This window comes from Pseudonocardia phyllosphaerae, from assembly GCF_046546475.1.
In the GTDB taxonomy this organism is placed as follows: Bacteria; Actinomycetota; Actinomycetes; order Mycobacteriales; family Pseudonocardiaceae; genus Pseudonocardia; species Pseudonocardia phyllosphaerae.
Window position 1 is genome coordinate 186,537 of sequence record NZ_JBKGXS010000003.1, and the last position, 22,957, is coordinate 209,493.

Here is a 22,957-nt window from a genome sequence, read left to right on the forward strand (position 1 = left end):
TCGGGCGGGCGCCCGGGATGGAGAACGCTGTCGGGCGGGCGCCTCGGGCGGGGGATGCTACTGCGCGTCCGGCGGCGTCGGGGGCGCCTCCGGGCAGCACGGGACCAGGGATGGTCATGGGTCTACTTCCGGTTCGGGGAGCGGACCGGGACGGGGGATCCCGGCCGTCGCGGCGGCCGGGAGCGGGGAGCGGGCCGCGGCGCGACGGGGACGACCATAAGAAGACCCGGGTCGCGAAGGTTGCCTTCCTGAGACCCCGTCCGGTCGTCCGGACTCCCGATCACGACGAATGGTGCCGGATTGGGCGATTCGGAGTATCGGGCACGTCCGCCCGCCTCCCCCGGTTCTCAGGTCTCCGCCGTTCGCCCGGCCGGCGCCCGCTCAGGGCCCGGTCACCGGTCGTACATCCCCGGACACGGAGCGGCCCCGCCCACCTCGGGGTGTGCGGGGCCGGTCCGGAGCTGCGGTGGTGCGGTCAGGCGCCGACCGCCGACGCCGAGCGGACGCCCGCGGCGAGCTCGGCGGCGAGGTCGTGCACCGCGGCCGGGCCGCCGGACTCCAGGGCCTGCACGAAAGCCGTCCCGACGATGACGCCGTCGGCGTACGCGGCGACGTCGGCGGCCTGCTCGGCGGTCCGCACGCCCAGCCCGACGCAGACCGGCAGTGACGGCGGGGCGACCTCGCGCACCCGGCCGACCAGGTCACGGGCCTCGACGCCGATCGAGTTGACGCCGGTGACGCCCATCAGCGACGCGGCGTAGAGGAACCCGCGGCTGGCGTCGGCGGTGAGCTTCAGCCGCTCCGCGCCGGAGGTCTGGGCGACCAGGAAGATCCGGTCCAGGTCGTGGTCCTCGGACGCGGCCAGCCAGTCCGCGCAGTCGTCGGGCAGCAGGTCCGGGGTGATCAGCCCGGAGCCGCCCGCGGCGGCGAGGTCGGCCGCGAACCGGTCGACGCCGTAGCGGTCGATCAGGTTCCAGTACGTCATGACCACCGCAGGCGCCCCGGCGTCGGCGACGCCGCGGACGGCGGTGAACGCGTCGCGGGTACGGGCGCCGTTGTCCAGCGCGGTCTGCGTCGCGCGCTGGATGACCGGGCCGTCCATCAGCGGGTCGGAGTAGGGCAGCCCGACCTCGACGACGTCGACGCCGCCGTCGACCATCGCCCGCATCGCCTCGACCGAGCCGTCGACGGTCGGGAAGCCGACCGGGAGGTAGCCGACCAGCGCGGCCCGTCCCTCGGCGCGGACCTGTGCGATCCGCTGCGCCACGCTGCCCATCAGACCGCTCCGTCCGTCACGGCGTGCCCCTGGTCGTCGATCAGGTGGAAGTACTTCGCGGCGGTGTCGACGTCCTTGTCGCCGCGCCCGGACAGGCTGACCAGCACGACCTTGCCCTCGCCGAGCCGGTGTGCCTCGCGCAGCGCCCCGGCCAGCGCGTGCGCGCTCTCGATCGCCGGGATGATCCCTTCGGTGCGGCACAGCAGGCGGAACGCGTCCATCGCCTCGGCGTCGGTCACCGACTCGTAGCGGGCGCGCCGGGTGTCGTGCAGCCAGGAGTGCTCCGGCCCGACGCCCGGGTAGTCCAGCCCGGCGGAGATCGAGTGCGAGTCGCGGGTCTGGCCGTCCTCGTCCTGCAGGATGAAGCTGCGCGAGCCGTGCAGCACGCCCACCTCTCCCCCGCCGATCGACGACGCGTGCCGCGGGGTGTCGACGCCCTCGCCGCCGGCCTCGAACCCGACCAGCTCGACCGAGGGGTCGTCGAGGAAGGCGTGGAAGATGCCCATCGCGTTCGAGCCGCCGCCGACGCAGGCGCACACCATGTCGGGCAGTGCGCCGGTCTGGTCGAGCACCTGCTGCCGCGCCTCGACCCCGATGATCCGCTGGAAGTCGCGGACCATCTCCGGGAACGGGTGCGGCCCGGCGACCGAGCCGATCAGGTAGTGGGTGTCGGCCACGTTGGTCACCCAGTCGCGCATGGCCTCGTTCATCGCGTCCTTGAGGGTCCGCGTGCCCGAGGTGACCGGGCGGACCTCGGCGCCGAGCATCCGCATCCGGGCGACGTTGAGCGCCTGGCGGTCGGTGTCGACCTCGCCCATGTAGACGACGCACTCGAGGCCGAGCAGCGCCGCCGCCGTCGCCGACGCGACGCCGTGCTGGCCCGCGCCGGTCTCGGCGATCACCCGGGTCTTGCCCATGCGCTTGGTGAGCAGCGCCTGGCCGAGCACGTTGTTGATCTTGTGCGAGCCGGTGTGGTTGAGGTCCTCGCGCTTGAGCAGGATCCGCGCGCCCTCGGCGGCCGCGGCGAACCGCGGGGCCTCGGTGACCAGGCTCGGGCGGCCCGAGTAGGTCCGGTGCAGCTCGGCGAGCTCGTGCTGGAACTCCGGGTCGTCCATCGCGGAGCGGTAGGCCTGCTCCAGCTCGTCGAGCGCGGCGACCAGCGCCTCCGGGACGTAGCGGCCGCCGAAGCGGCCGAAGTACGGGCCGGTCTGGTCGACCAGCCGCTCCGTTCCCCCGGCCGGGGGGAGGGCGGTGTCGGTCACGATTTCTCCTGCACGAGACGGTGGATCGCCGTTCCGGGGCGGACCTGCACGGACCTCGCCACGCGGCGGCTCGACGGTACACCGGAGTGTTCGGGTGACGCCCGAGCGCCGGATCGCGCGGAGCCGGTCACAGGCGGCGCGATCACACGTAGCGCGGGCGTCCCGCCAGCCAGCCCAGCACCATCTCGGCCGCGACGGCGCAGGCGAGCAGCGTCAGCGACAGCCCCCAGCCGCCGGTCGCGCCGTGCAGGATCCCGAACAGCAGCGGACCGCAGGAGGCGACCAGGTAGCCCGTGCCCTGCGCCATCGCCGACAGATCGGTGGTCTCCGAGGCGTCCCGGGTGCGCAGGGCGAGCACGCCGAGAGCCACCGGGAACACCGACATCCCGACGCCGAGCAGCACCGTCCACAGCCACGGGGCGCCGCCCGGGGCGAACGCCAGCCCGGCGACGGCGGCCATCGAGCACGAGGCCAGTCCCACGATCCAGCCGGACTGCGAGCGCCGGGACAGCGCGATCGGCGGGATCACGAAGCTCAGCGGGATGCCGATCAGGTTGATCAGCGCGAGCATCAGGCCTGCGTCGGTGCGGGAGATGCCGTCGGAGACGAACAGCTCGGACAGCCAGCCCATCGCGACGTAGGCGACGCAGGACTGCAGCCCGAAGAAGCCGGTGATGATCCAGGCCAGCGGCCGGCGCAGCATCGAGCGGCGCGGCTCGGACGACACCGGGCGGTGCGCCGGGCCGTCGCCGTGCCGGGCCCCGGCCAGCCAGACGACGAGAGCACCGGCCGACAGCAGCGCCCACGCGCCGACGGCGCCGCGCCAGCCACCCAGGACCGCCTCCAGCGGCGGGGTGAACGCGGCACCGATCCCGCCGCCGCCGGACAGCGCGGCGGTGTAGATGCCGGTCACCCGCCCGACCGAGTGCGGGAAGGACTGCTTGACCACGACCGGGATCAGGACGTTGCCGACGGCGATGCCCGCGGCGGCGACGAACGTGCCGCCGAGCACGACCCACGGCCCGTCGACCACCCGGAGCACGAGCCCCGCGGTGAGCACGGCCAGCGCGATCCCGATCGCCCGGGCCATCCCGAACCGGCGGCCCAGCCAGGGCGCGGTGATCGCGGCGAGTCCGAAACAGACGGTCGGGACCGCGGTCAGGACGCTCGCCCACGCGGCGGAGGCACCCAGGCCGTCCCGCACCGGACCCAGCACCGACGCCATACTGGTGACGGCCGGACGCAGGTTGGAGGCGGCCAGTGCCACCCCCACCACCAGCAGCGGCGACCCGATCAGCGCAGCATGGCGCGACCGGGTCACCGATGGCGCGTCGGTGGTCCGGGTCATGCGTGTCTCCTGCTGCGTCATGCTCACGACACAGTATTGTTACAGACATAGGATGTTCGGATGGAAGGATGATCCGGTGCCTCTCGTCACAACCCGCCGCGGCGGTCTCGTCGACCAGGTGATCGACCAGCTGCGCAGTGCCATCTCGACCGGTGAATGGCCGGTCGGCCACCGGATCCCGCCCGAGGCCGAGCTGGCCACGACACTGGAGGTCGGGCGCAACACCGTCCGCGAAGCCGTCCGCGCGCTGGCGCACGGCGGCCTGCTGGAGGTGCGCCAGGGCGACGGGACCTACGTCCGCGCGACCAGCGAGCTGTCCGGTGCGCTGCGCACGCTGTGCGGGCAGGAGCTGCGCGAGGTCCTGGAGGTGCGGCGCACGCTCGAGGTCGACGCCGCCCGCAAGGCAGCGGTACGGCGGACCGACGAGGACCTGGCGATGCTGCACGAGGCTCTGGCCGCCCGGAACGAGACCGTCGGGCTGGTGAACCGGATCGCCGCCCGGGGCGAGACCCCCGATTCCGACCTGCTCGACCGCGCCGTCCACGCCGACACCGAGTTCCACGCCGCCGTCGTCCGCGCCGCCGGCAACGACCTGCTCACCGAGCTCTACCGGGGCGTCGTCGAGGCGGTCAGCGGGTCGGTCGCGACGACGATGCACGACACCGCGGGCACCGACGCCGACGTCGGGCACGACGAGCTCGTCGCCGCGATCGAGGCCCGCGACGTCGACCGCGCCGCCCGGGAGGCCGGGGACTTCCTGGACCGCTTCATCGACGGGGCGAGCTGAGCGCTCCGGACCCGCACGCCGGGGGCGATTCGATCACCAGGTCACGAACCGGTTACGGTGCCGCGCCGGACCCCCGTTCCCCGACCGCCCCCTCCCCCGAACTCGCGAGGAGCTCCCCCGGTGCTCAAGGGCTTCAAGGACTTCCTGCTGCGCGGCAACGTCATCGACCTGGCCGTCGCGGTCGTCATCGGTGCCGCCTTCACCTCCGTCGTCACGGCCTTCACGAAGTCGTTCCTGGAGCCGCTGCTGCGGCTGTTCTCCGGCGGCGAGGACACGATCCCGCCGGGCACGATCGCCCTGACGAAAAGCGTCCAGCTGGACTACGCGAGCTTCCTCAACTCGATCATCACCTTCTTCATCACCGCCGCGGTGATCTACTTCCTCGTCGTCTACCCGATGACGTGGCTCCAGGAGCGCCGCAAGCGCGGGCAGGTCGAGGACGTCGCGCCGACCGACACCGAGCTGCTCACCGAGATCCGCGACCTCATGCGCGCCCAGGCCGAGCGCGAGGCCCTGCGCGACGAGATCCCGACCGCGGCGGGGCGACGGTTCGTCCCGGATCCGGCCGCGGTGCCCGCAGCGCCGGGCAGCCGCGGCCCGGCGGTGCAGCAGGCCGTCGGACAGCAGCCCGCGGGGCAGCAGCAGTACGCGGGACACCAGCAGTACGCAGGGCAGCAGCAGTACATGGGGCAGCAGCCGGCGGGGCAGCAGGCCTACATGCAGCAGCACGCGCCCCGGCCCGACGCCGCGCCGCAGGCGGCCGCCCCGTCGCCCGCCCGGCCCGCACCGCAGGCCGAGTACGCGAGCGTCGGCCGACACGACGCCGGCCGCGGCTACGAGCCCTATCCGGACACCCCGCAGCCCACCGTCCGGCACCGCGCCGACGACTGACCCCGACGGGCCCCGCCCGGTGACGGGGATCTCGGCCCGATTCGTCCGGGTGGAACCCGCTGATCCTGTTGCGCACGGGATGTCCACGCCTCGGACCCGCGCAACGGTGCCACGATCGAGCCCGATGAACAGGCTCTTCACCTTCGTCAGCATGCCCGCCGCCGGGCACGTCACCCCGACCCTGCCGCTGGTGGCAGAGCTGGTCCGCCGCGGCCACCGGGTCCGCTACGGCACCGCCGACCCGATGCTCGACGCCGTCGCCGCGGCCGGCGCCGAACCCGTCGCGCTGCCGTACGTGTTCCCCAGCGGCCCGCCCGCACCGGGCCCGGACGGCGCCCCGCCGTCGAAGGAGATGCTCGAGGCGCGGCTCGCGGTGTTCTCCAAGTCCGTCGAGGACGTCTTCCCGGTCCTGGTCGACGAGCTGACGGCCAACCCGCCGGCCGTCGTCTGCGGGGACGCGCTGGGCCCGGTCGGCGCGCTCGCCGCGCAGCGCGCCGGTCTGCCCTACGCGGGCCTGCACCCGTCGTTCGCCGGAAACGAGCACTTCTCGCTGCGCGAGCGGATGCTCGCCACCGAGGACCCGATGGGGCAGGCGATGGCGGCCGCCTTCGCCGCCGTCGGCGACCGCGACGCCGAGTTCGCCCGCAGCCAGGGCCTGCAGCCGTTCTGGTTTGGCGACACCGGTGACCTCGACCTGGTGTTCGTGCCGCGCGAGTTCCAGATCGCCGGCGACACGTTCGGCCCGCCGTGGGTGTTCACCGGTCCGGACCTGGGCAGCCGTGCCGACGACGAGTGGACCCCGCCCGCCCCGCTCCACCCGGACGGCCCGCTGGTGCTGATCTCGCTGGGCACCGCGTTCAACGCACGCCCTGACTTCTTCCGGATGTGCGCCGAGGCGTTCCGCGACAGCCCGTGGCAGGTCGTGATGTCGATCGGGAACCGGGTGGACCCGGCCGAGCTCGGCGAGCTGCCGGACAACGTCGTCGCGCTGCCGTTCGTGCCGCAGATCCCGGTGCTGCGCCGGGCGAGCGTGTTCGTCACGCACAACGGCATGAACTCCACGCTGGAGGCGCTCTACCTGGGCGTCCCGCAGGTCGGCGTGCCCCAGATGCTGGAGCAGGACCTCAACGCCGAGCGCGTGGAGGAACTCGGCTGCGGTCGCCGACTCGACCCCCGCACCCTCGACGCGGCCACGCTGCGCGCGACCGTCGACGAGGTGGCGGGCGATCCGTCCTACCGCGCCGCGGCCGAGAAGTTCGGCGCCCGGATGCACGAGGTCGACGCGCCCGCACTCGGCGCGGACGCGCTGGAGGAGCTGGCCCGCTCCCGCGACTGAGTGCCCCGGGGCCGCTCCGCCACTCAGGCGTTCGGCAGCAGGACGATCTTGCCGACGACATGCCCGCCGGCCAGCTCGGTGTAGGCGTCGCGTACCTGCTCGAGCCCGTACCCGCCGGCGATCGGGATCTCCAGCGCCCCGTCGGCGACGAGGTCGGCGAGCGCGGCCATGTTGTCCCGGCCGGCCGCCGCCGCGGTGCCGTCGGCATGCACGCCGAACTTCTCGACGGCGTCGAAGTCGATGATGGTGTTGATCCGGTCGGCGGGGATCCCCAGGTCACGGGCGATCTCGACGTAGCCGCCGCCGTGGAGGTCGATCCAGGCGTGGACCTTCTCCGGCGTCGCCGCCCGGACGTTCTCCCGGGTCTGCTCCGGCGTCGCGCCGTAGGCCACCGGGGTGACGGCCATGGCGCGCAGCCGCTCGAAGTTGCGCTCCGACGCGATGCCGACGACCTCGACGTCGCGCAGGGTCAGCAGCTGCACCGCGATCTGCCCGACCCCGCCGGTCGCCCCGGACACCACGACGGTCTCACCCGGCTGCGGGTCCACCGCAGCCACCGAGCCGACCGCGGCCATCCCGGCCACGTACAGCACCCCGGCGGAGGCGACGTCGATCCCGGCGGGGCGGCGCAGCACCTGTTCGGCCGGGACGTCGACGTGCGACGCCTGGGCGTTGCGGTCGTCGGTCCAGCCGAACACGTCGTCACCCGGGTCCAGGCCCTCGACGCCGTCGCCGACGGCGACGACGGTGCCCGCCCAGTCGCTGCCCTGCCCGGACGGGAACGTCGACGGCCAGGTCTCGGCGAACGCCCCCTCGCGGATGGCGATCTCGCCCGGGTTGATGCCCGCCGCGGCCACCTCGACCAGCACCCGCCCCGGCGCCGGGTCGGGGAACTCGACGTCGGTCACGTACAGCTCGTCCACATCGCCGTAGCGGTCGAATCGCACCGCCCGGCCGGTCCGTGTGCTCATGTCGGGGGAGGTTCCCGTTCCGGCGCCGCCTCATCGATGACCCGGGTCACATCGGCGCTGTTCAGACCGCTGTTCCGGGCGGTACGGTGCATACATCAACCACGTCGCACTGATCCGGACGTACGGCACCGCCCGATTCGTTCCGCGGGGCCGTGGCGGAGCACGGCCCGGATCCGGGGTCCCGGGAGACTCGCAGGCCGTCCGGTGAACCCCGTCGACCCGGCTCGTGACCTGCGACGGTCCGCCCGCACCTGGCCCGGTGGCCCGGATCGGGTGCAGCTGCGCGAGCACCAGCCGCGGCCCGGGCTCACCGTGCTCGAGGTGACCGGCGAGATCGACCTGAGCGAGGCCGACGCGATCCGTGAACGGTTCGCCGCACTGGTGGGCGGCGAACGGCCCCCGGAGCGCGTCGTGCTCGATCTGTCCGGCGTCGGGTTCCTCGGCTCGCACGGGCTGACCGCGATCGTGCGGGCGTCGCGGGCGGCGCGGGAGGCGGGCGTGCGACTGTCCGGGGTGACCGGCCCGGAGAACCGGGCGGTGATCCGCCCGATCCGGATGACGGGCCTCGACCTGGTGGTGCCGTGGTACGCCGACCTCACCGGAGCGCTCGCCGCGGAGACCTGAGCCTCGCCGGACGCATCGGCCGGGACGGGTACGGCCGAAGGGGTGCGCGTCACACCCCCGTCCGGCCCAGCGGCACATAGGCTGCGCGTGTCCGACGCCGGGCGGTGCAGCCCGGCGCGCCGCCGTCCGGGGAGCCCGTCCGATGAAGTCCTTCACCGACCGTGTCGCCGCCGTCACCGGAGCCGGGTCCGGCATCGGCCGGGCGCTGGCGCTCCGCCTCGCCGCCGACGGCGCGAACCTCGCGCTCGCCGACAAGGACCCGGCCGGCCTGGCCGGGACCGCGGCGCAGCTGGCCCGGACCGGGGCGCGGGTGACCACCACCGAGCTCGACGTCGCCGACGAGAAGGGCGTGTACGCCTGGGCCGATGCGACCACCGCCGAATTCGGGACGGTGAACCTCGTCGTCAACAACGCCGGCGTGGCGCTGGCCGGCACGGTCGAGGCGCTCTCGATCGACGACTACCGCTGGATCATGGACATCAACTTCTGGGGCGTCGTCTACGGCACGAAGGCGTTCCTGCCACACCTCGTGGCCTCCGGCGACGGGCACGTCGTCAACGTCTCCAGCATCTTCGGGATCGCCGCCCAGCCGCTGATGAGCGGCTACAACGCCAGCAAGTACGCCGTCCGCGGGTTCACCGAGTCGCTGCGCCAGGACCTGGACATGACCGGCGCCCCGGTGTCGGCGACCTGCGTCCACCCCGGCGGCATCCGGACCAACATCGCGAGGACCGCCCGGGTCGACGCCAGCACCGCGGCGGTCACCGGCACGCCCGCCGACTCGGCGACCGCCGAGTTCGAGAAGCTGCTCATGACGACGCCGGACAAGGCCGCCCGCACCATCCTCGACGGCGTCCGCCGCGACCGGCGACGGGTGCTCATCGGTCCGGACGCGACCGTGCTGGACGCCATGGCGCGGCTGCTCCCGGCCTCCTACCAGCGGATCGTGACCACGGCGGTGGGATCCCGGCGCGGCGGGCGCCGCTGACCTCCCACTACCATCGTGCGGTGATTTTCACGCGCACCACACACGCCGCCCCCCGTACCGACGTCCGCCGGGCGACGGGTTGACCGCTCGGCCCACCCGGACCCCGCCGGACGCGGCGGGCAAGGGACTGCAGCAGGGCGCCCTGGGCCTCTGGGGCAACACCGTCATCGGACTGGGTGCGACGGCGCCCGCGTACAGCCTCGCGGCAACTCTCGGCTACGTCGTGCTCGCCGTGCACGAGAAGTCACCCGCGATGTTCCTGCTCGCGTTCGTGCCGATGCTGTTCGTCGCGATCGCCTACCGCGAGCTAAACCGGGACCTGCCCGACTGCGGCACCACGTTCACCTGGGGCACGAAGGCGTTCGGCCCGTGGGTGGGCTGGATGGGCGGCTGGGGCGTCGCGGTGTCGGCGGTCCTCTGCCTCGCCAACGTCGCCGAGATCACCGCGGTCTACCTGCTCCGTGCCGCCGGGCTCGACGAGCTGTCGGAGAACCCGCTGGTCAAGACCGGTCTCGGGCTCGTCGTCATCATCGTGACGACGTGGATCAGCTACCGCGGCATCCTGCTGTCCCAGCGCCTGCAGAACGCGCTGATCGTCTTCCAGATCGTCGTCCTCGCCGTCGTCTCGCTCGCCGCACTGGCCCTGGTCTACGCCGGTGACGCCGGCCCGCAGGCCGTCACGCCGAGCTGGAGCTGGTTCGACCCGACGGGCGTGTCCGGCTCCTCGATGGCCGAGGCCGTCATCCTCTGCATGTTCATCTACTGGGGCTGGGACGCCTGCCTGGCCGTCGGCGAGGAGACCCAGGACTCCGACCGGACACCGGGCCGGGCCGCGCTGCTCGCGACGGTGATCCTGCTCGGCCTCTACGTCGTCACCGCCGTCTCCGTGCAGGCCTACGCCGGGTTCGGCACGACCGGGATCGGCCTGAACAACGAGGCCGGCTCCGAGGACGTGCTCACCGTGCTCGGCGGCCCCATCGGCGGCCCCGTGCTGACCGTGCTGCTGCTGCTCACCGTGGCCGGCTCCGCGCTGTCCTCGACCCAGACCACGATCCTGCCGACCGCCCGCGGCACGCTGGCGATGGCCGTCTACGGCGCGCTGCCGAAGCCGTTCGGCCGCACCCATCCGCGGTTCGCGACGCCCGGATTCTCCACCGTGGTCACCGGCGCGTCGGCCGGGCTGTTCTACGTGGTGCTGAGCATCGTCAGCTCCAACGCGCTGCTGGACACGGTGGCCTCGCTCGGCCTGGCGGTGGCCTTCTACTACGGCATCACCGCGTTCGCCTGCGTCTGGTGGTTCCGCCGCACCCTGTTCCGGTCGGTGTCGAACCTGCTGCTGCGCGGGCTGCTCCCACTGCTCGGCGGGCTGGTGATGATCTGGGCGTTCGTGCAGAGCGCCTCGGACATGATCGACCCGTCGTACGGGAACACGACGTTCGGCCCGATCGGCGGCGTCTTCGTGATCGGCGTCGGGATGATCGTGCTCGGTGTGCCGCTGATGCTCGCCTGCGCGGTGCGGCTGCGGGCGTTCTTCCGCGGCGAGAGCCTGAACGCCGCGACGCCGATCCTGGTCCCGGAGACCCACGAGCCGCCCTACGGCGGGTCGTGAGCCCCCTGCCCGCCGGGCTCAGAGCTCGGCGGGCAGGAACCGCCGGGTGTTGGCCACGATCAGCGCGGTCCCGGACAGCGCGACCAGCACCAGGATCGCGAGCAGCGCCGGGTAGCCGAGCACCGCGCTGGACACCGCCAGCAGGGCGGGCAGCAGGAAACCGGAGTAGGCCAGGGCGTAGTAGACGCCGGTCAGCGAGGCCATCTCGCCGGGCCGGGCCAGTCGCTGGATCTCCAGCAGCCCGGAGACCACCGCGATTCCGTACGCCGAGCCCAGCACCACGGCCGCGACCAGCGCGAGCCACGGCGACCGGACGGCGGCGACGACCCCGGCCAGCACCAGCCCGGCCGACATGGCCGCCATCGAGACCGCGACGGCACGGGCACTCGTCGTGCGGTCCAGGCGGCGCGCGACCGGCTGGACGAGCGCACCGGCGCCCAGGGTGAGCACGGTCAGCAGGGTGGCGTAGGCGATCGCGTTCCCGCCGACCTGCTCGGCGACCAGCTGGGGCATGACGGCGTAGGCGATCCCGGCCGAGCCGAAGATCCACGGCGCCATCGGCAGCACGACCCGCAGGAAGCGCGGGTGCCGGGCGCGGACGAACCGCGACGATCCGGGCGTCGCCGGGGCGGGCTCGCGGGTCTCGGCGACCCGGAACAGCGGGACCAGGCACGCGATCGCGACGACGGCGTGCACGGCGTAGGGCAGGACGGTCGGTGCCGGGCCCCACTGGGCCAGCACGCCGGAGACCCCGGCGCCGATCCCGAAGCCCAGCGTCAGCCACAGCGCCGCGCGCCGGGCCCCGGAGGCGAGGGACTCCCCGCCGCGCTCGGACAGCTCGCTCACCCAGGTGGTGCCGACCGACATCGCGATCGCGACGGCGACCCCGGCCACCATCCGCCCGGCGGCGATCCACCCCGTCGAGCCGACGGCGATCAGCCCGCTCGCGAGCAGTGACAACACCACCCCGGCGATCATCACCGGGCGCCGGCCGTGGCGCTCGGTGACCGGGCCGACCAGCAGCAGGGCCGGCACCAGCCCCAGGACGTACGCGCCGAGCAGGCTGTCGACCTGCACCGGCGACATGCCGTGCTGCCGGTAGAGCAGCAGCAGCGGCGTGAAGTGGTTGCCGCCCCAGGCGCTCGCGAAGACCGCGGCCGCGGCCGGGCGCCAGCTGGTGTGGTTCGTGCTCATCTCCGGTGCGTCCCGTCCATGTGGGCCCGCAGGGCCGTGGCGAAGGTGTCGAGGTCGGCCGCCTCGATCAGGTCGATGAGGTCCGCGTGCTGCTGCAGCACGACCGGGACCAGCTCGGGAGCGGGCCCGAGCGCGTGCACGTTCATCCGGCGCTGGCGGTCGGCGAGGGTGCCGTAGAAGCGCAGGGTGAGCGCGTTCCGCCCGGCGGCGACGACGGTGCGGTGGAACGCCTCGTCGGCCTCGGCGAAGCGCTCGAGGTCGTCGGCGTCGGCGAAGCCGGTCTGGGTCTCCAGCGCCGCACGCAGGTCGGTGACCGCCTGCGGGATCAGGTCCGGGCGCCGGACCAGGCGCTTCACGGCGGCGACCTCGATCGCCTCCCGTGCGTCGAGGACGTCCTCGATCTCGCCGGGCGACACCGGTACGACGACCGCGCCGCGCTTGGGCACCAGCGTCAGCAGGTCCTCGGCCTGCAGCCGCAGGAACGCCTCGCGTACCGGGGTGCGGCTGATGCCGAGCTGGTCGGCGATGGTGCCCTCGCTGAACAGGTGGCCGCCGGGAAGCTCCCCGGACAGGACCAGCTCCTTGGTCAGCTCGTAGGCCTGCTCGGCCGCGGTCGGACTCGGTGTCACGTGGAGGCAGCGTACGCCTGGGATCGAAGCTTGTATCTATGCTTGTGTGCGACGTCTCGGCGCCGGGCGATGATCACATTCGTTGACACGCACCTGTGCACCTCCTAGGTTCGCGAATACTTTCCGCTGAAAGTATTTCCCGCGCCCCGACCGCAGGAGGAAGCCCCGTGCCCGACGTGATCTTCGGTGTGGACCAGTCCAAGCCCTTCCGGGAGCAGGAGCTGGTCGGCCACAACCGCTGGCACCCCGACATCCCCGCGGTCGCGACCGTGAAGCCCGGCGACAGCTTCCGGGTGGAGTCCAAGGAGTGGTTCGACGGCACGATCGTCAACACAGACGACGCCGACGACATCCGCGACTGCGACCTGTCGATGGTCCACCAGCTGTCCGGGCCGTTCGCCGTCGAGGGGGCCGAGCCGGGCGACCTGCTGATCGTCGACATCCTCGACGTCGGGCCGGTGCCGCAGGAGACCGGCCCGGTCGCGGGGCAGGGCTGGGGCTACACGGGCCTGTTCGCCAAGTCCAACGGCGGTGGCTTCCTCACCGACTGGTTCCCCGACGCCTACAAGGCCGTCTGGGACTTCACCGGCCAGAAGGCGACCAGCCGGCACGTCCCCGGCGTCGAGTTCACCGGGCTGATCCACCCGGGCCTGATGGGCACCGCGCCGAGCGCGGACCTGCTGTCGCGCTGGAACTCCCGCGAGGCCGCGCTGATCGCGACCGATCCCGAGCGGGTGCCGCCGCTGGCGCTGCCGCCGGAGCCGCACAACGCCGTGCTCGGCACGCTGTCGGGCGCCGAGTACGACCGCGTCGCCGCCGAGGCCTGCCGCACCGCGCCGCCGCGGGACAACGGCGGCAACCAGGACATCAAGAACCTGTCCAAGGGCAGCCGGATCTTCTACCCGGTGTTCGTCGACGGCGCGAACCTCTCCCTCGGCGACCTGCACTTCTCCCAGGGCGACGGCGAGATCACCTTCTGCGGCGCCATCGAGATGGGCGGGTTCATCGACCTGCGCGTCGACCTGATCAAGGGCGGCATGCAGACCTACGGCGTCACCACCAACCCGATCTTCATGCCGGGCAACGTGGAGCCGCGGTACTCGGAGTTCCTGACCTTCGTCGGCTTCTCCGTGGACAGCGCGGGCAACCAGCACTACCTGGACTCGACGCTGGCGTACCAGAACGCCTGCCTCAACGCGATCGAGTACTTCTCGAAGTTCGGCTGGACGAAGGAGCAGGTCTACCTGCTGCTCGGCGCGGCACCGGTGGAGGCGCGGCTGTCCGGTGTCGTCGACGTCCCGAACGCCTGCGCGACGCTCTACGTCCCCACCGCGATCTTCGATGTCGACGTCCGGCCGGGCCCGTCCGGCCCGACATGGACCGACCGCGGCCAGTGCGCCGTGACCTCGGCCTGAGCGGGGACGGCGCGATGGCGACCTACGAGTACCGCTGCGCCGAGCACGGCGCGTTCGACCACGTCTGTGCCCTCGGCGAGGCGCCGTCGCGGCGGCCCTGCCCGTCCTGCGACGGCGAGGGCCGCCGGTCGTTCCGCACGCCCGGCCTGGCCCGGACCTCGGCGTCGGTACGCCGCGCGTTCGACGCCCACGCGGCCTCGGCCGAGGCCCCGGGCGTCGTACGGCGGGCCCCGGCCGAGCAGCCGGCCGCACCCCGCTACGCCCGTCCGGAGCACCGGCTGCTGCCCCGCTCGTGAGCGCACCGGCCGCGGGCGACGACGCTCCGGCCGGGCCGCACTCCGGCCGGGAGCGACACTCGGGCCGGACCGCACCCGGACCGGGCGGTGCTCAGGCCGGGAGCAGCAGGTGCCCCCGCACCAGCGACCCGTGCGCCGTCCGGGCCGCGACGACCAGCCAGGCCACCACCAGCAGCACGTAGAGCCCGACGGCGATCCCGGCCAGCACCGGCAGGTGCAGGTGCACCGCCAGCGCGCTCGTGCCGGTCACGCAGGTGCCGACCGGGAAGGTGAAGCTCCACCAGGTCAGGGTGAACGGCAGGCCCCGGCGCGCGGTCCGGATCGTCACCGCGGCGGCCAGCGCCAGCCAGAGCATCGCGAACCCCCAGGCCGGGACGCCGTAGAGCACGCCGAGCACGTGCGCGCCGGTCGCGTACGGCTCGCCCAACACCCCGGCGTGGTCTCCGAGCTGGTTCGCCGCGGTCACCGACTGACCGAGCGGGCCGAGCACGATCCACATCGTGGGGACGGTCGCGGCCGGGCCGGTCCCGTGGACCACGAGCCGGTTCCAGATCTGCGGCAGCAGGGCCAGCGTCGCGAACAGTGCGGCGCCGAACATCGCGTAGCAGGCGACCAGCATCGTCGGTGCGAGCGCGGCCGGGGCGTGCCCGACGAGTGCCGCGCCGTTGGCCGCCGAGACCATCGGCGGCACGACCGGCATCAGCCAGCCCGCGAACGCCGCCTCCGGCCGCACCTCGTGGTGGACGATCATCATGTACGGGATCCAGGCTGCGGTGACCAGGCCGAGCAGGGTGCCGATCCCCCACAGCACCCAGCCGGCACCGAGCGCCACGGCGTGCCCGACCAGCGGCTCGCCGAAGGTGACCGACCCCGCGCCGACGGTCATCACCCCCATCGCGACCGCGCCCCAGAACTGCGCCATCACCGGGTTGTGGGCGTACCCGCGGGCGGTGCCGGTGTGGCGCACCCAGTGCACCGTCCAGGCCGCGGTCAGCGCGACCAGCAGGAACGCGGCCAGCAGCCACACCGCGACTCCGGCGGTGTGCAGCCCGGGCACCTGCACCGGCAGGGCCGCCGCAGCGACGCCGACGATGCCGGTCCCCATCACCGACGCGTACCAGTTGGGCCCGATGCCGGAGAACGCCTGCGACGGGCGGTCGAGGTCACGGAACAGGCCCAGGCGAGCCGGCCGGTGCGGGGCCTCCGGCGTCCACGCACCGGGGCCGTCCGAGGTGCGGGCGGTGGTGGTGTCGAGCTGCGTCATGTCCCTCACGATCCGCCCGGCAGGGGATCACCGGTAGCCGTCCCGGCCTGATGAGGTCACAATCAGCACTTATGCCTCTGCCTCCTCGCGTGGCCGACCTCGCCCCGTTCGACCTGCTGCTCTCGATCGCCGAGCTCGGCAGCATGGGGCGCGCGGCGAGCGCGCACGGCGTGAGCCAGGCCGCGGTCAGCGCCAGGATCCGGTCGCTCGAGGGCGCGCTCGGCCTGACGGTGTTCGAGCGGTCGCCCCGGGGCACCCGGCTGACCCCGCAGGGCGCGCTGGTCGCCGACTGGGCCCGCGCCGCCGTCGACGCCGCGCGGTCGCTGGAGGAGGGTGTCACCGCACTGCACACCGCGGGCGATGCCCGGCTGCGGGTGGCCGCGAGCCTGACCGTGGCCGAGTACCTGCTGCCCCGCTGGCTGATCAGCCTCCGGAGCCGCCGGGCCGGCACCTCGGTCGCACTGAGCACGCACAACTCCTCCGAGGTCGCCGACGACGTGCTCTCCGGCCGGGCCGACCTCGGCTTCGTCGAGGGGCCGCGGCACGCCGCCGACCTGGACGAACAGGTCGTCGCGCACGACCGGCTGACCCTCGTCGTCGCGCCGGACCATGCATGGGCCCGGCGTCGCGGTGTCGACGCGGCCCGGCTCGCCGCCACGCCGCTGATCGCCCGGGAGAGCGGCTCGGGTACCCGCGAACACCTGGAACGCGCGCTCGAGGAGGCGGGAGCCACACCGATCGCGGCGCCGCTGCTGGAGCTCTCCTCGACCACGGCGATCAAGAACGCGGCCGCCGACGGCGTCGCCCCCGCCGTGCTGAGCTCGCTGGCGGTGAGCGGGGAGCTGGAGTCGGGCGCGCTGGTCGCGGTGCCGGTGCGCGGTCTGGACCTCCAGCGCAGGCTGGCTGCGGTCTGGCCCCGCGGACGTCCCCCGTCCGGAGCAGCCCGGGAGCTGGTGGCGATCGCGGAGCGTTCCGGGCCCCGGACGCAGCGCTGATCCGCCGATCATCACGCGCCTTCCGGACCCGCGGAACCCGGATCGACCACCGATCGAGGGCTATCGATTTCTGCGGACACGCGCGCACGCACGATCGTTCGATCATGCCGAAATGTTTTCACTCGATCGTGTGATACTACCGAGGATCGTGACTATTTGCATGCGGGAACATTTACACACAGCCCGTGACCACAATACCGCCAGGTCAGAGTGGCAGTTAACCTCCCGTTCACATCTGAACCCCTCCCTGGCAACCCACGATCGGGTGAGTCGTCACAGAATTGGTCCGGTCGCCGAATCATGAAACGTGTCGATAGCGTTTCGGCCAGCACACCCGGGGGGTCCGGCTGTGCATCCGGAAACAGGAGGATCATCATGCGTAAGTCCGTGCGCACCCTTCTCGCGTCGGCCCTGGCCGTCCCCATGACGCTCGGTTTCGCCGGCGTCGCGATGGCCCACGGCGACCACGGGCACGGCCACCCCGGCGACAAGAACCAGATCGCGGGCAGCTCGTCGGTGATCGACCAGGAGTCGTCGACCGACCAGAAGAGCACCAACTTCAACTTCGCCCCGGTCACGCAGGTCAACCCGGCCGTGAACGTCCCGATCCTGAACCTGGGCGGTGGCGGCGCGATCGTCCAGGACAACTCCGTCGACTCGTCCAACACTCAGGGCAACGCGGCCGAGACCAACCAGGACGCGAAGTCGAAGTCGAAGGCCGGCAACGCCGGCTGACCGACGCCGTTCCGCGTCGGCGGCGGGTACGTGAACACGCACGTACCCGCCGGACCGGCCCGTACTCCGGCCCGCGAAGACGATCATTCCCACGATTCCGCAACGGACGGCGGATCGTGTCCGGACACCATTCCGGAGGGCCGCGCACGATCGCACATTCCTTGATCGCGTCCGACAGTTCTTCCACGATCGATTCAGAATCTGCATTCCTGATCACCGGGAGTGCGACGCCACAGGAGGATCATCATGCGCAAGTCGGTTCGCGCCGTCGTCGCCACCGCTCTGGCCGTTCCCATGACGCTCGGCTTCGCCGGCGCGGCCTTCGCCCACGGCGACCACGGCGACCACGGCCACCCCGGGGACAAGAACCAGGGCGCGTTCAGCCAGTCGATCATCGGCCAGAAGTCGGAGACCAAGCAGGAGAGCACGAACGTGAACGTCGCTCCGGTCACCCAGATCAACCCGGCCGTGAACGTCCCCGTCCTGAACCTGCTGGGTGGCGGCGGCGCCATCGAGCAGGACAACTCGGTCGACTCGTCGAACCTGCAGGGCAACGCGGCCGAGACCAACCAGTCCGCCGACTCCTCGTCCGAGGCCGGCAACCAGGGCTGAGCCACGCCCGACAGACGAACACAGGCCCCGACCGGTACCGGTCGGGGCCTGTGCGCCATTGCCGACCTGGCGTTCGTACTGGTCGGCGGGTGCACGGCCTGGCGTGGCCCCGGATGGGTGAAGTTCCTGGTAGACGGGCGATTGCCTAGATCTGTCCGTCCGACCAGGAGCTTCGAGCTGTTGTCCTCCCCGTCGGGGATGACCGTGTCCAGCCGCGCGCTCGGCGTGCTCGCCGATGCGCTGCGAGCGCACCGGAATCTGCGCCGCACCCGCCGACGCAAGCTGCTCGCCTACCTGCGCAAGGGCGAAACCTACGCCGACCTGGCCTGCGGGTTCCGGATCGGCACCGCCCCGGTCTATCGCGACATCCGCGAGGCCCCTCGGCCTGCTCGCCGCGATGGCACCCACCTCGGAACAGGCGATCGAGGCTACACAGCGGAAGGCGTTCGTGATCCTCGACGGCGCCCTGCTGCGCATCGACCGGGTCGGCATGGCCTCGGGCTACGACCGAGCGTTCTACTCCGGCAAACACAAGTTCCACGGCCTGAACGTGCAGGTCATCACCGACCCGATCGGCCGACTGGTATGGATCTCCCCACCGCTGCCCGGCGCCCGCCACGACATCGGCGCCGCCCGCGAGCACGGCATCATCGAAGCCCTGACCGCCCACGAGATACCGGCGGCGGCCGACACCGCCTACCAGGGCGCCCGCTCCACGGTCGCGGTCCCGCAACGGCGACGACGCAAGGACCCCGACACCGGCCGCTACCGACGCCTGTCGGCCAACCAGCGCGAGGTCAACGCCGCGCACGCCCGCCGGCGTGGGCACAGGGAACGGGTCAACGCCGAACTGATGAACTGGAAGTCCTGCGCACGATCCGCTCCAGCCCCGACCGCGCAGGCGAGCTCATCGCCGCAGTTCAGACCATCGTGATCGCCAACGCTTGATCAGGTTGGCAAAGGCTCAATACCAGTTCATCAAGCTAGATCCTATTGGCGGTACACCTCCCTCAGTAGCGACCCAGCTCACCATGTTCCGTCACTAATAACGACAGCGAGTAACTAGCGCACAAAATCTTAGACCATTCGAGTGCTGTAAGCAAGATCACAGTCTCTTTTTAGCTTGAGTAAGCCTGGGGAGGGTCTTGACTCTCCCTTTATTGGACGCGATGATGCCATCGGCCAGACCGCACTAGGTCGGTCGCTCTTGAAGGGCGACTACGAGTTCATAAGCCTCGACTCGACCCGAGCACTCTCCATCTGCTTGCCACCAGCGAGAGGGACTCGTGTGTCTTCAGTAGATTTCCCTGTGACCACTCCGGAAGCGCCGGACTTCCGTCTAGGCGATATTCGACACCTTCATACTTTGGGCCCCTCGGGCACAAATTTGGAGAGTGCTGCTCACGCATGGTTTCGGCGCCAGGGATTCGCTGGCGAAGTCGTCCTTCATGAATCGCTCGAAAGCGCTCTCGAGCGTGTTCCCACAACAGGCGAACACGCCTTGGTCGCGTGTGCCGTTTATCCTGAACTGCATACGTTAACCTTCTCAAACCTGCATCGATTGACGATGGTAGACAGTTTCCTGTTGCCAACCCACAACATGGTTTATGCCGGGTCAACTTCATCTCCGAGTACTGCGGCTACGCATCCGGCACCTTCTGGCCTAGTCCCGTCCGGCGTCGACCGCCGGATCGTACTCAGTAACAGTCAGGCAGCCCTCGACTGCGCCAACGGGGTCACAGATGCCTGCATTACTACAATTGTCGCCGCGGAGCGGCACGGTCTCCAGGTCATCAGGGACTTCGGTGCTGTACCGATGGTCTTCACGATCCATCGCGTTGGGGCCGCGTGATGATAACAACACCGCCCGAACTGTACGCCACAGCTCTCGAAGTAGTTGAGCTCGTCGATCAATTCCGCGTGCGGCAAGAACGCGATGGTTCAGTTGCGAACCCCTCTGCGGAGGATGTCGAACTCTTACGCACTATTGTTCGGCGCTCCAGTGAAATCCTCTCTTCCTTCGGAGCCGAACGTCAGCTCGACGGACTGTGGTCCGATATCAAGACCTGGATCGACTCCGGTTTAGCCACCACTCCAGATTTTGGAAGAACTCGCGAAGAATTCTCGCCTCCACAGCGAGACGAGTTTGCATTCTTTGTCGGATGCGCACTGACGACTAACAGCGCTCCCCCCGTGGGACGTCGCCTAGAATGCTTCTTGGTGCGCCGCCGTGAACCACGTGAAATCGACAAACTGGCGGAATTCTACCCGCATCCAAAGAACAACTGTCAATCAGTCATTTTATTAGCTGGCAGCAGCGGTTTCCGGCTCGGCAATTGTCTGGTCTTCTTTCCAGAGAACGTGCCATCCGCACGCCCGGTTGAGTCTCAATCGTATGCATTATTTTTCTTTAGTAAGTTCCGGCGGATACATGAGGCGCTAGCGATCCCACCTGCCGCACGAATCTTGGTAGATGGAACTCCGGTGGCCTCAACCGGCCTACGGCCGGACGTGTGCTACGACGCCCGGTCTGTTTGGGGCTACCTTCACGACTACTACCACCATCAGGGCAGCTGGCCCCTCGATGAGAACGTGGCCCTGAAGACCAACTGGTTCGTTGGTCTACTGGAAGAGACGAAGGTAGATGCGAAGACCATCATCGCAGCGATCGATGACGATCGAGTACCATTCCGCGACGAACAGATCGACATGATTCTGCTGGAACGCCTGGTCCGCTACCCCCGTTCGCGTGTGGCCACCCGAAACTTCGACGCCGGGACCGGTGTATTTCTGTATTCATGGTTCCGTGAGCGTGGCGGGCTTATCACGACCTCCTCAGGACTCAGGTTCAATCGTCAGACCGCTGTCTCAGCACTCCGTGACTACGTCAGTGAGATCGAAGGGATGGAGGAACACATCACGACTCCAGACGAGTACAAGTCAAAAGCGACTTCGTTCGTCCGTCGCTATCTGAGAGAAGGTGAGGGGCGGGACCGGTTCGCCTTCTCCTCGGACCAGCTTTTGCTTCTGTCCCACAGATCGGCCGCTGAGGACCAGCCGCTATTGTTTGCCGACGGCGAGCTTTAGCGGCACTCGTCGCCCGATAAGAGGAGAATGCTCATGGACTATTCCGACCGCGACGGTCACATCTGGCTTGACGGACAGTTGGTTGAGTGGAAGGCCGCAACATTTCATGTTCTGACCCACGGACTGCACTACGCTAGCTCAGTTTTCGAAGGTATCCGGGTCTACGACGGGATAGCTTTCGCTCTGGAGCAGCACCAACGTCGTCTACTCGCCTCGGCCGCAGCGCTGCGCATCGACATACCCTTTACCGTCGACGAACTCTGCGCCGCAACAGCGAAGCTAGTCTCTGAGTTGGGTGTAGCCAACGGCTACGTACGCCCTGTGTCATGGCGCGGTTCAGGCTCTATCGAGGTGCCAGGGTTCGACGCGGGCTCGCACACCGCCATCGCCATCTGGGACTGGCCCTCTGTGTTCGGCAATGAAGCTAGGGTTGCTGGTATTCGACTCGGTACCTCACGCTGGCGTCGGCCGGATCCAGCTACAGCTCCAACCCACGCCAAGGCCGCCTCGAATTACGCCATCGGCACGCTCGCTCGCCACGAGGTGGCCGAACGCGGATTTGACGATGCTCTTCTCCTCGACTGGCAAGGGCGCCTCGCTGAGGCGACTGGCGCCAATCTCTTCCTGGTCCACAACGGTTCCTTACACACGCCAATAGCGGATTGCTTCCTTGCCGGCATCACCCGTGCCACGGTGATGGAACTTGCGGAGAAACATAAGATCCCAGTTGTCGAGCGCCGGATTTGGCCGGAGGAAATCAACGATGCAGACGAGGTCTTCCTAACTGGTACTGCCTACGAGGTGCAGCCGGTGCGCGCGATCGATGATAAGGTGTTTTCTCCAGGTCCTGTGACTCGTGTACTGCAAGACGCGTATCAGGCCATCGTACGCCGCGTGGAAGGATAAGCCGTTCCGTGGATGCACGTCCCGCTGCTGAGAACAGCGGCTCTGAAAGCCTCAGTCGATGGCGACCAAGCCCGCGTCGCGCGGCAATGCTTGTGGCAGGTCTGTGCATTTTTGGGGCCGGCGAGGGACTGCTGGTTCTGTCGGGCTTAGGAAATTCGCCGTGGACGGTTCTCGCCGAAGGGTTGGGCCGAGCAACAGGATTATCGGTCGGTATCGTGACGAACGCGATCGGTCTACTTGTCCTGATTCTTTGGTTTCCTCTCAGGCAACACCCAGGCCTAGGAACAGTCTGCAACGCACTGTTTCTAGGCATCTTTATGGATCTCACTCTTGCTATAGTCCCTGCATCGACTTCAGTCTACGTCAACTTTTTGCTGGTGATTCTTGGAATCTTGCTGGTCGGACTCGGGGGCGGCCTCTATCTTGGATCTGCGCTTGGCCCCGGACCGCGCGATGGTCTGATGACTGGCTTACACCGCGTGACCGGACGATCAATCACCCAGGTTCGGTGGTTTCTAGAGATATCAGTACTTGTTATTGGTTTCGCGTTTGGCGGGACAGTCGGAATCGGGACCGTCATGTTCGCACTTCTCGTAGGCCCCGTTCTTGGATTAGCGGTCAAGACTCTATCACTGGTGCCTAGCACTAAGTTGTAGACATGTCTTCGGAACCCCTCACTTGAGGAGGAAACACTCTCCATTTCCCGGCTGCATTGCGCTGTCGAGAAGCGAT

At 70.1% G+C, this 22,957-nt stretch carries 20 protein-coding genes and 2 pseudogenes; 15 read left to right on the forward strand and 7 right to left on the reverse strand.

The window, feature by feature from the left end; genetic code table 11:
• Positions 1-475 precede the first annotated feature (475 nt).
• From trpA to ACLE50_RS09375, 3 genes are all read right to left on the reverse strand, one after another.
• Positions 476-1,276, reverse strand: a complete 801-nt coding sequence (gene trpA, locus ACLE50_RS09365) for a tryptophan synthase subunit alpha (RefSeq protein WP_410943041.1) — start codon at positions 1,274-1,276, stop codon at positions 476-478.
• Positions 1,276-2,538 carry a tryptophan synthase subunit beta gene (gene trpB, locus ACLE50_RS09370; RefSeq protein ID WP_410943042.1) on the reverse strand — a complete coding sequence of 421 codons (1,263 nt, stop codon included), beginning with the start codon at positions 2,536-2,538 and terminating at the stop codon, positions 1,276-1,278. The genes trpA and trpB overlap by 1 nt, the downstream gene beginning before the upstream one ends.
• Positions 2,539-2,680: 142 nt before the next feature.
• Positions 2,681-3,886, reverse strand: coding sequence for a CynX/NimT family MFS transporter (locus ACLE50_RS09375; protein ID WP_410943043.1), 1,206 nt, complete (start codon positions 3,884-3,886; stop codon positions 2,681-2,683).
• Between the two features lie 76 nt (positions 3,887-3,962).
• Here ACLE50_RS09375 and ACLE50_RS09380 point away from each other — a divergent pair, with 76 nt between their 5' ends.
• The 3 genes and pseudogenes from ACLE50_RS09380 (at position 3,963) to ACLE50_RS09390 (ending at position 6,900) form a co-directional block, all read left to right on the forward strand.
• Positions 3,963-4,673, forward strand: a complete 711-nt coding sequence (locus ACLE50_RS09380; RefSeq protein WP_410943044.1) for a FadR/GntR family transcriptional regulator — start codon at positions 3,963-3,965, stop codon at positions 4,671-4,673.
• Between the two features lie 120 nt (positions 4,674-4,793).
• A pseudogene (gene mscL, locus ACLE50_RS09385) lies at positions 4,794-5,171 on the forward strand (large conductance mechanosensitive channel protein MscL); the annotation flags it as partial.
• A gap of 517 nt (positions 5,172-5,688) precedes the next feature.
• A complete protein-coding gene (locus tag ACLE50_RS09390; RefSeq protein ID WP_410943045.1) occupies positions 5,689-6,900 on the forward strand; it encodes a macrolide family glycosyltransferase in 1,212 nt (403 codons plus the stop codon).
• Between the two features lie 23 nt (positions 6,901-6,923).
• On the opposite strand, the gene ACLE50_RS09395 is transcribed toward ACLE50_RS09390, so the two are convergent.
• Entirely contained in the window at positions 6,924-7,871 is a 948-nt protein-coding gene (locus ACLE50_RS09395) for an NADP-dependent oxidoreductase (RefSeq protein WP_410943046.1), read from the reverse strand.
• Positions 7,872-8,075: 204 nt separating this feature from the next.
• Here ACLE50_RS09395 and ACLE50_RS09400 point away from each other — a divergent pair, with 204 nt between their 5' ends.
• The 3 genes from ACLE50_RS09400 to ACLE50_RS09410 all read left to right on the forward strand — a co-directional run bounded on the left by ACLE50_RS09400 (position 8,076) and on the right by ACLE50_RS09410 (position 11,092).
• Positions 8,076-8,495: an STAS domain-containing protein gene (locus ACLE50_RS09400; RefSeq protein WP_410943047.1), complete on the forward strand. Its 420-nt coding sequence runs from the start codon at positions 8,076-8,078 to the stop codon at positions 8,493-8,495.
• A gap of 142 nt (positions 8,496-8,637) precedes the next feature.
• On the forward strand, positions 8,638-9,483 hold the full coding sequence (locus ACLE50_RS09405) for an SDR family NAD(P)-dependent oxidoreductase (protein ID WP_410943048.1): 846 nt from the start codon (positions 8,638-8,640) through the stop codon (positions 9,481-9,483).
• Between the two features lie 79 nt (positions 9,484-9,562).
• Complete coding sequence (locus ACLE50_RS09410; protein ID WP_410943049.1) at positions 9,563-11,092, forward strand: APC family permease; 1,530 nt, start codon at positions 9,563-9,565, stop codon at positions 11,090-11,092.
• A gap of 18 nt (positions 11,093-11,110) precedes the next feature.
• Here ACLE50_RS09410 and ACLE50_RS09415 read toward each other — a convergent pair whose 3' ends face one another.
• Together ACLE50_RS09415 and ACLE50_RS09420 are read right to left on the reverse strand one after the other, a co-directional pair.
• Positions 11,111-12,286 carry an MFS transporter gene (locus tag ACLE50_RS09415; RefSeq protein WP_410943050.1) on the reverse strand — a complete coding sequence of 392 codons (1,176 nt, stop codon included), beginning with the start codon at positions 12,284-12,286 and terminating at the stop codon, positions 11,111-11,113.
• Complete coding sequence (locus ACLE50_RS09420; protein WP_410943051.1) at positions 12,283-12,915, reverse strand: GntR family transcriptional regulator; 633 nt, start codon at positions 12,913-12,915, stop codon at positions 12,283-12,285. Before ACLE50_RS09420 ends, ACLE50_RS09415 begins: the two co-directional genes overlap by 4 nt.
• A gap of 167 nt (positions 12,916-13,082) precedes the next feature.
• Between ACLE50_RS09420 and fmdA the strand changes: the two genes are divergently transcribed.
• On the forward strand, positions 13,083-14,330 hold the full coding sequence (fmdA, locus tag ACLE50_RS09425) for a formamidase (RefSeq protein ID WP_410943052.1): 1,248 nt from the start codon (positions 13,083-13,085) through the stop codon (positions 14,328-14,330).
• 14 nt (positions 14,331-14,344) lie between these two features.
• Complete coding sequence (locus ACLE50_RS09430; RefSeq protein ID WP_410943053.1) at positions 14,345-14,626, forward strand: FmdB family zinc ribbon protein; 282 nt, start codon at positions 14,345-14,347, stop codon at positions 14,624-14,626.
• A gap of 91 nt (positions 14,627-14,717) precedes the next feature.
• On the opposite strand, the gene ACLE50_RS09435 is transcribed toward ACLE50_RS09430, so the two are convergent.
• Positions 14,718-15,890: a TDT family transporter gene (locus ACLE50_RS09435; protein ID WP_410943054.1), complete on the reverse strand. Its 1,173-nt coding sequence runs from the start codon at positions 15,888-15,890 to the stop codon at positions 14,718-14,720.
• Between the two features lie 89 nt (positions 15,891-15,979).
• On the opposite strand from ACLE50_RS09435, the gene ACLE50_RS09440 reads away from it, so the two are divergent.
• The 7 genes and pseudogenes from ACLE50_RS09440 (at position 15,980) to yczE (ending at position 22,881) form a co-directional block, all read left to right on the forward strand.
• Positions 15,980-16,885, forward strand: a complete 906-nt coding sequence (locus tag ACLE50_RS09440; protein ID WP_410943055.1) for a LysR family transcriptional regulator — start codon at positions 15,980-15,982, stop codon at positions 16,883-16,885.
• Positions 16,886-17,260: 375 nt separating this feature from the next.
• Positions 17,261-17,620 (forward strand): hypothetical protein, encoded by a 360-nt coding sequence (locus ACLE50_RS09445; RefSeq protein WP_410943056.1) that lies wholly within the window; start codon positions 17,261-17,263, stop codon positions 17,618-17,620.
• A 246-nt stretch (positions 17,621-17,866) separates the two neighbouring features.
• Positions 17,867-18,232, forward strand: coding sequence for a hypothetical protein (locus ACLE50_RS09450; RefSeq protein ID WP_410943057.1), 366 nt, complete (start codon positions 17,867-17,869; stop codon positions 18,230-18,232).
• Between the two features lie 177 nt (positions 18,233-18,409).
• A pseudogene (locus tag ACLE50_RS09455) lies at positions 18,410-19,180 on the forward strand (transposase family protein).
• A 903-nt stretch (positions 19,181-20,083) separates the two neighbouring features.
• On the forward strand, positions 20,084-21,319 hold the full coding sequence (locus tag ACLE50_RS09460; protein WP_410943058.1) for a DUF6421 family protein: 1,236 nt from the start codon (positions 20,084-20,086) through the stop codon (positions 21,317-21,319).
• A 33-nt stretch (positions 21,320-21,352) separates the two neighbouring features.
• A complete protein-coding gene (locus tag ACLE50_RS09465; protein WP_410943059.1) occupies positions 21,353-22,225 on the forward strand; it encodes a branched-chain amino acid aminotransferase in 873 nt (290 codons plus the stop codon).
• A gap of 86 nt (positions 22,226-22,311) precedes the next feature.
• Complete coding sequence (yczE, locus tag ACLE50_RS22335; protein ID WP_458788551.1) at positions 22,312-22,881, forward strand: membrane protein YczE; 570 nt, start codon at positions 22,312-22,314, stop codon at positions 22,879-22,881.
• Positions 22,882-22,957 lie beyond the last annotated feature (76 nt).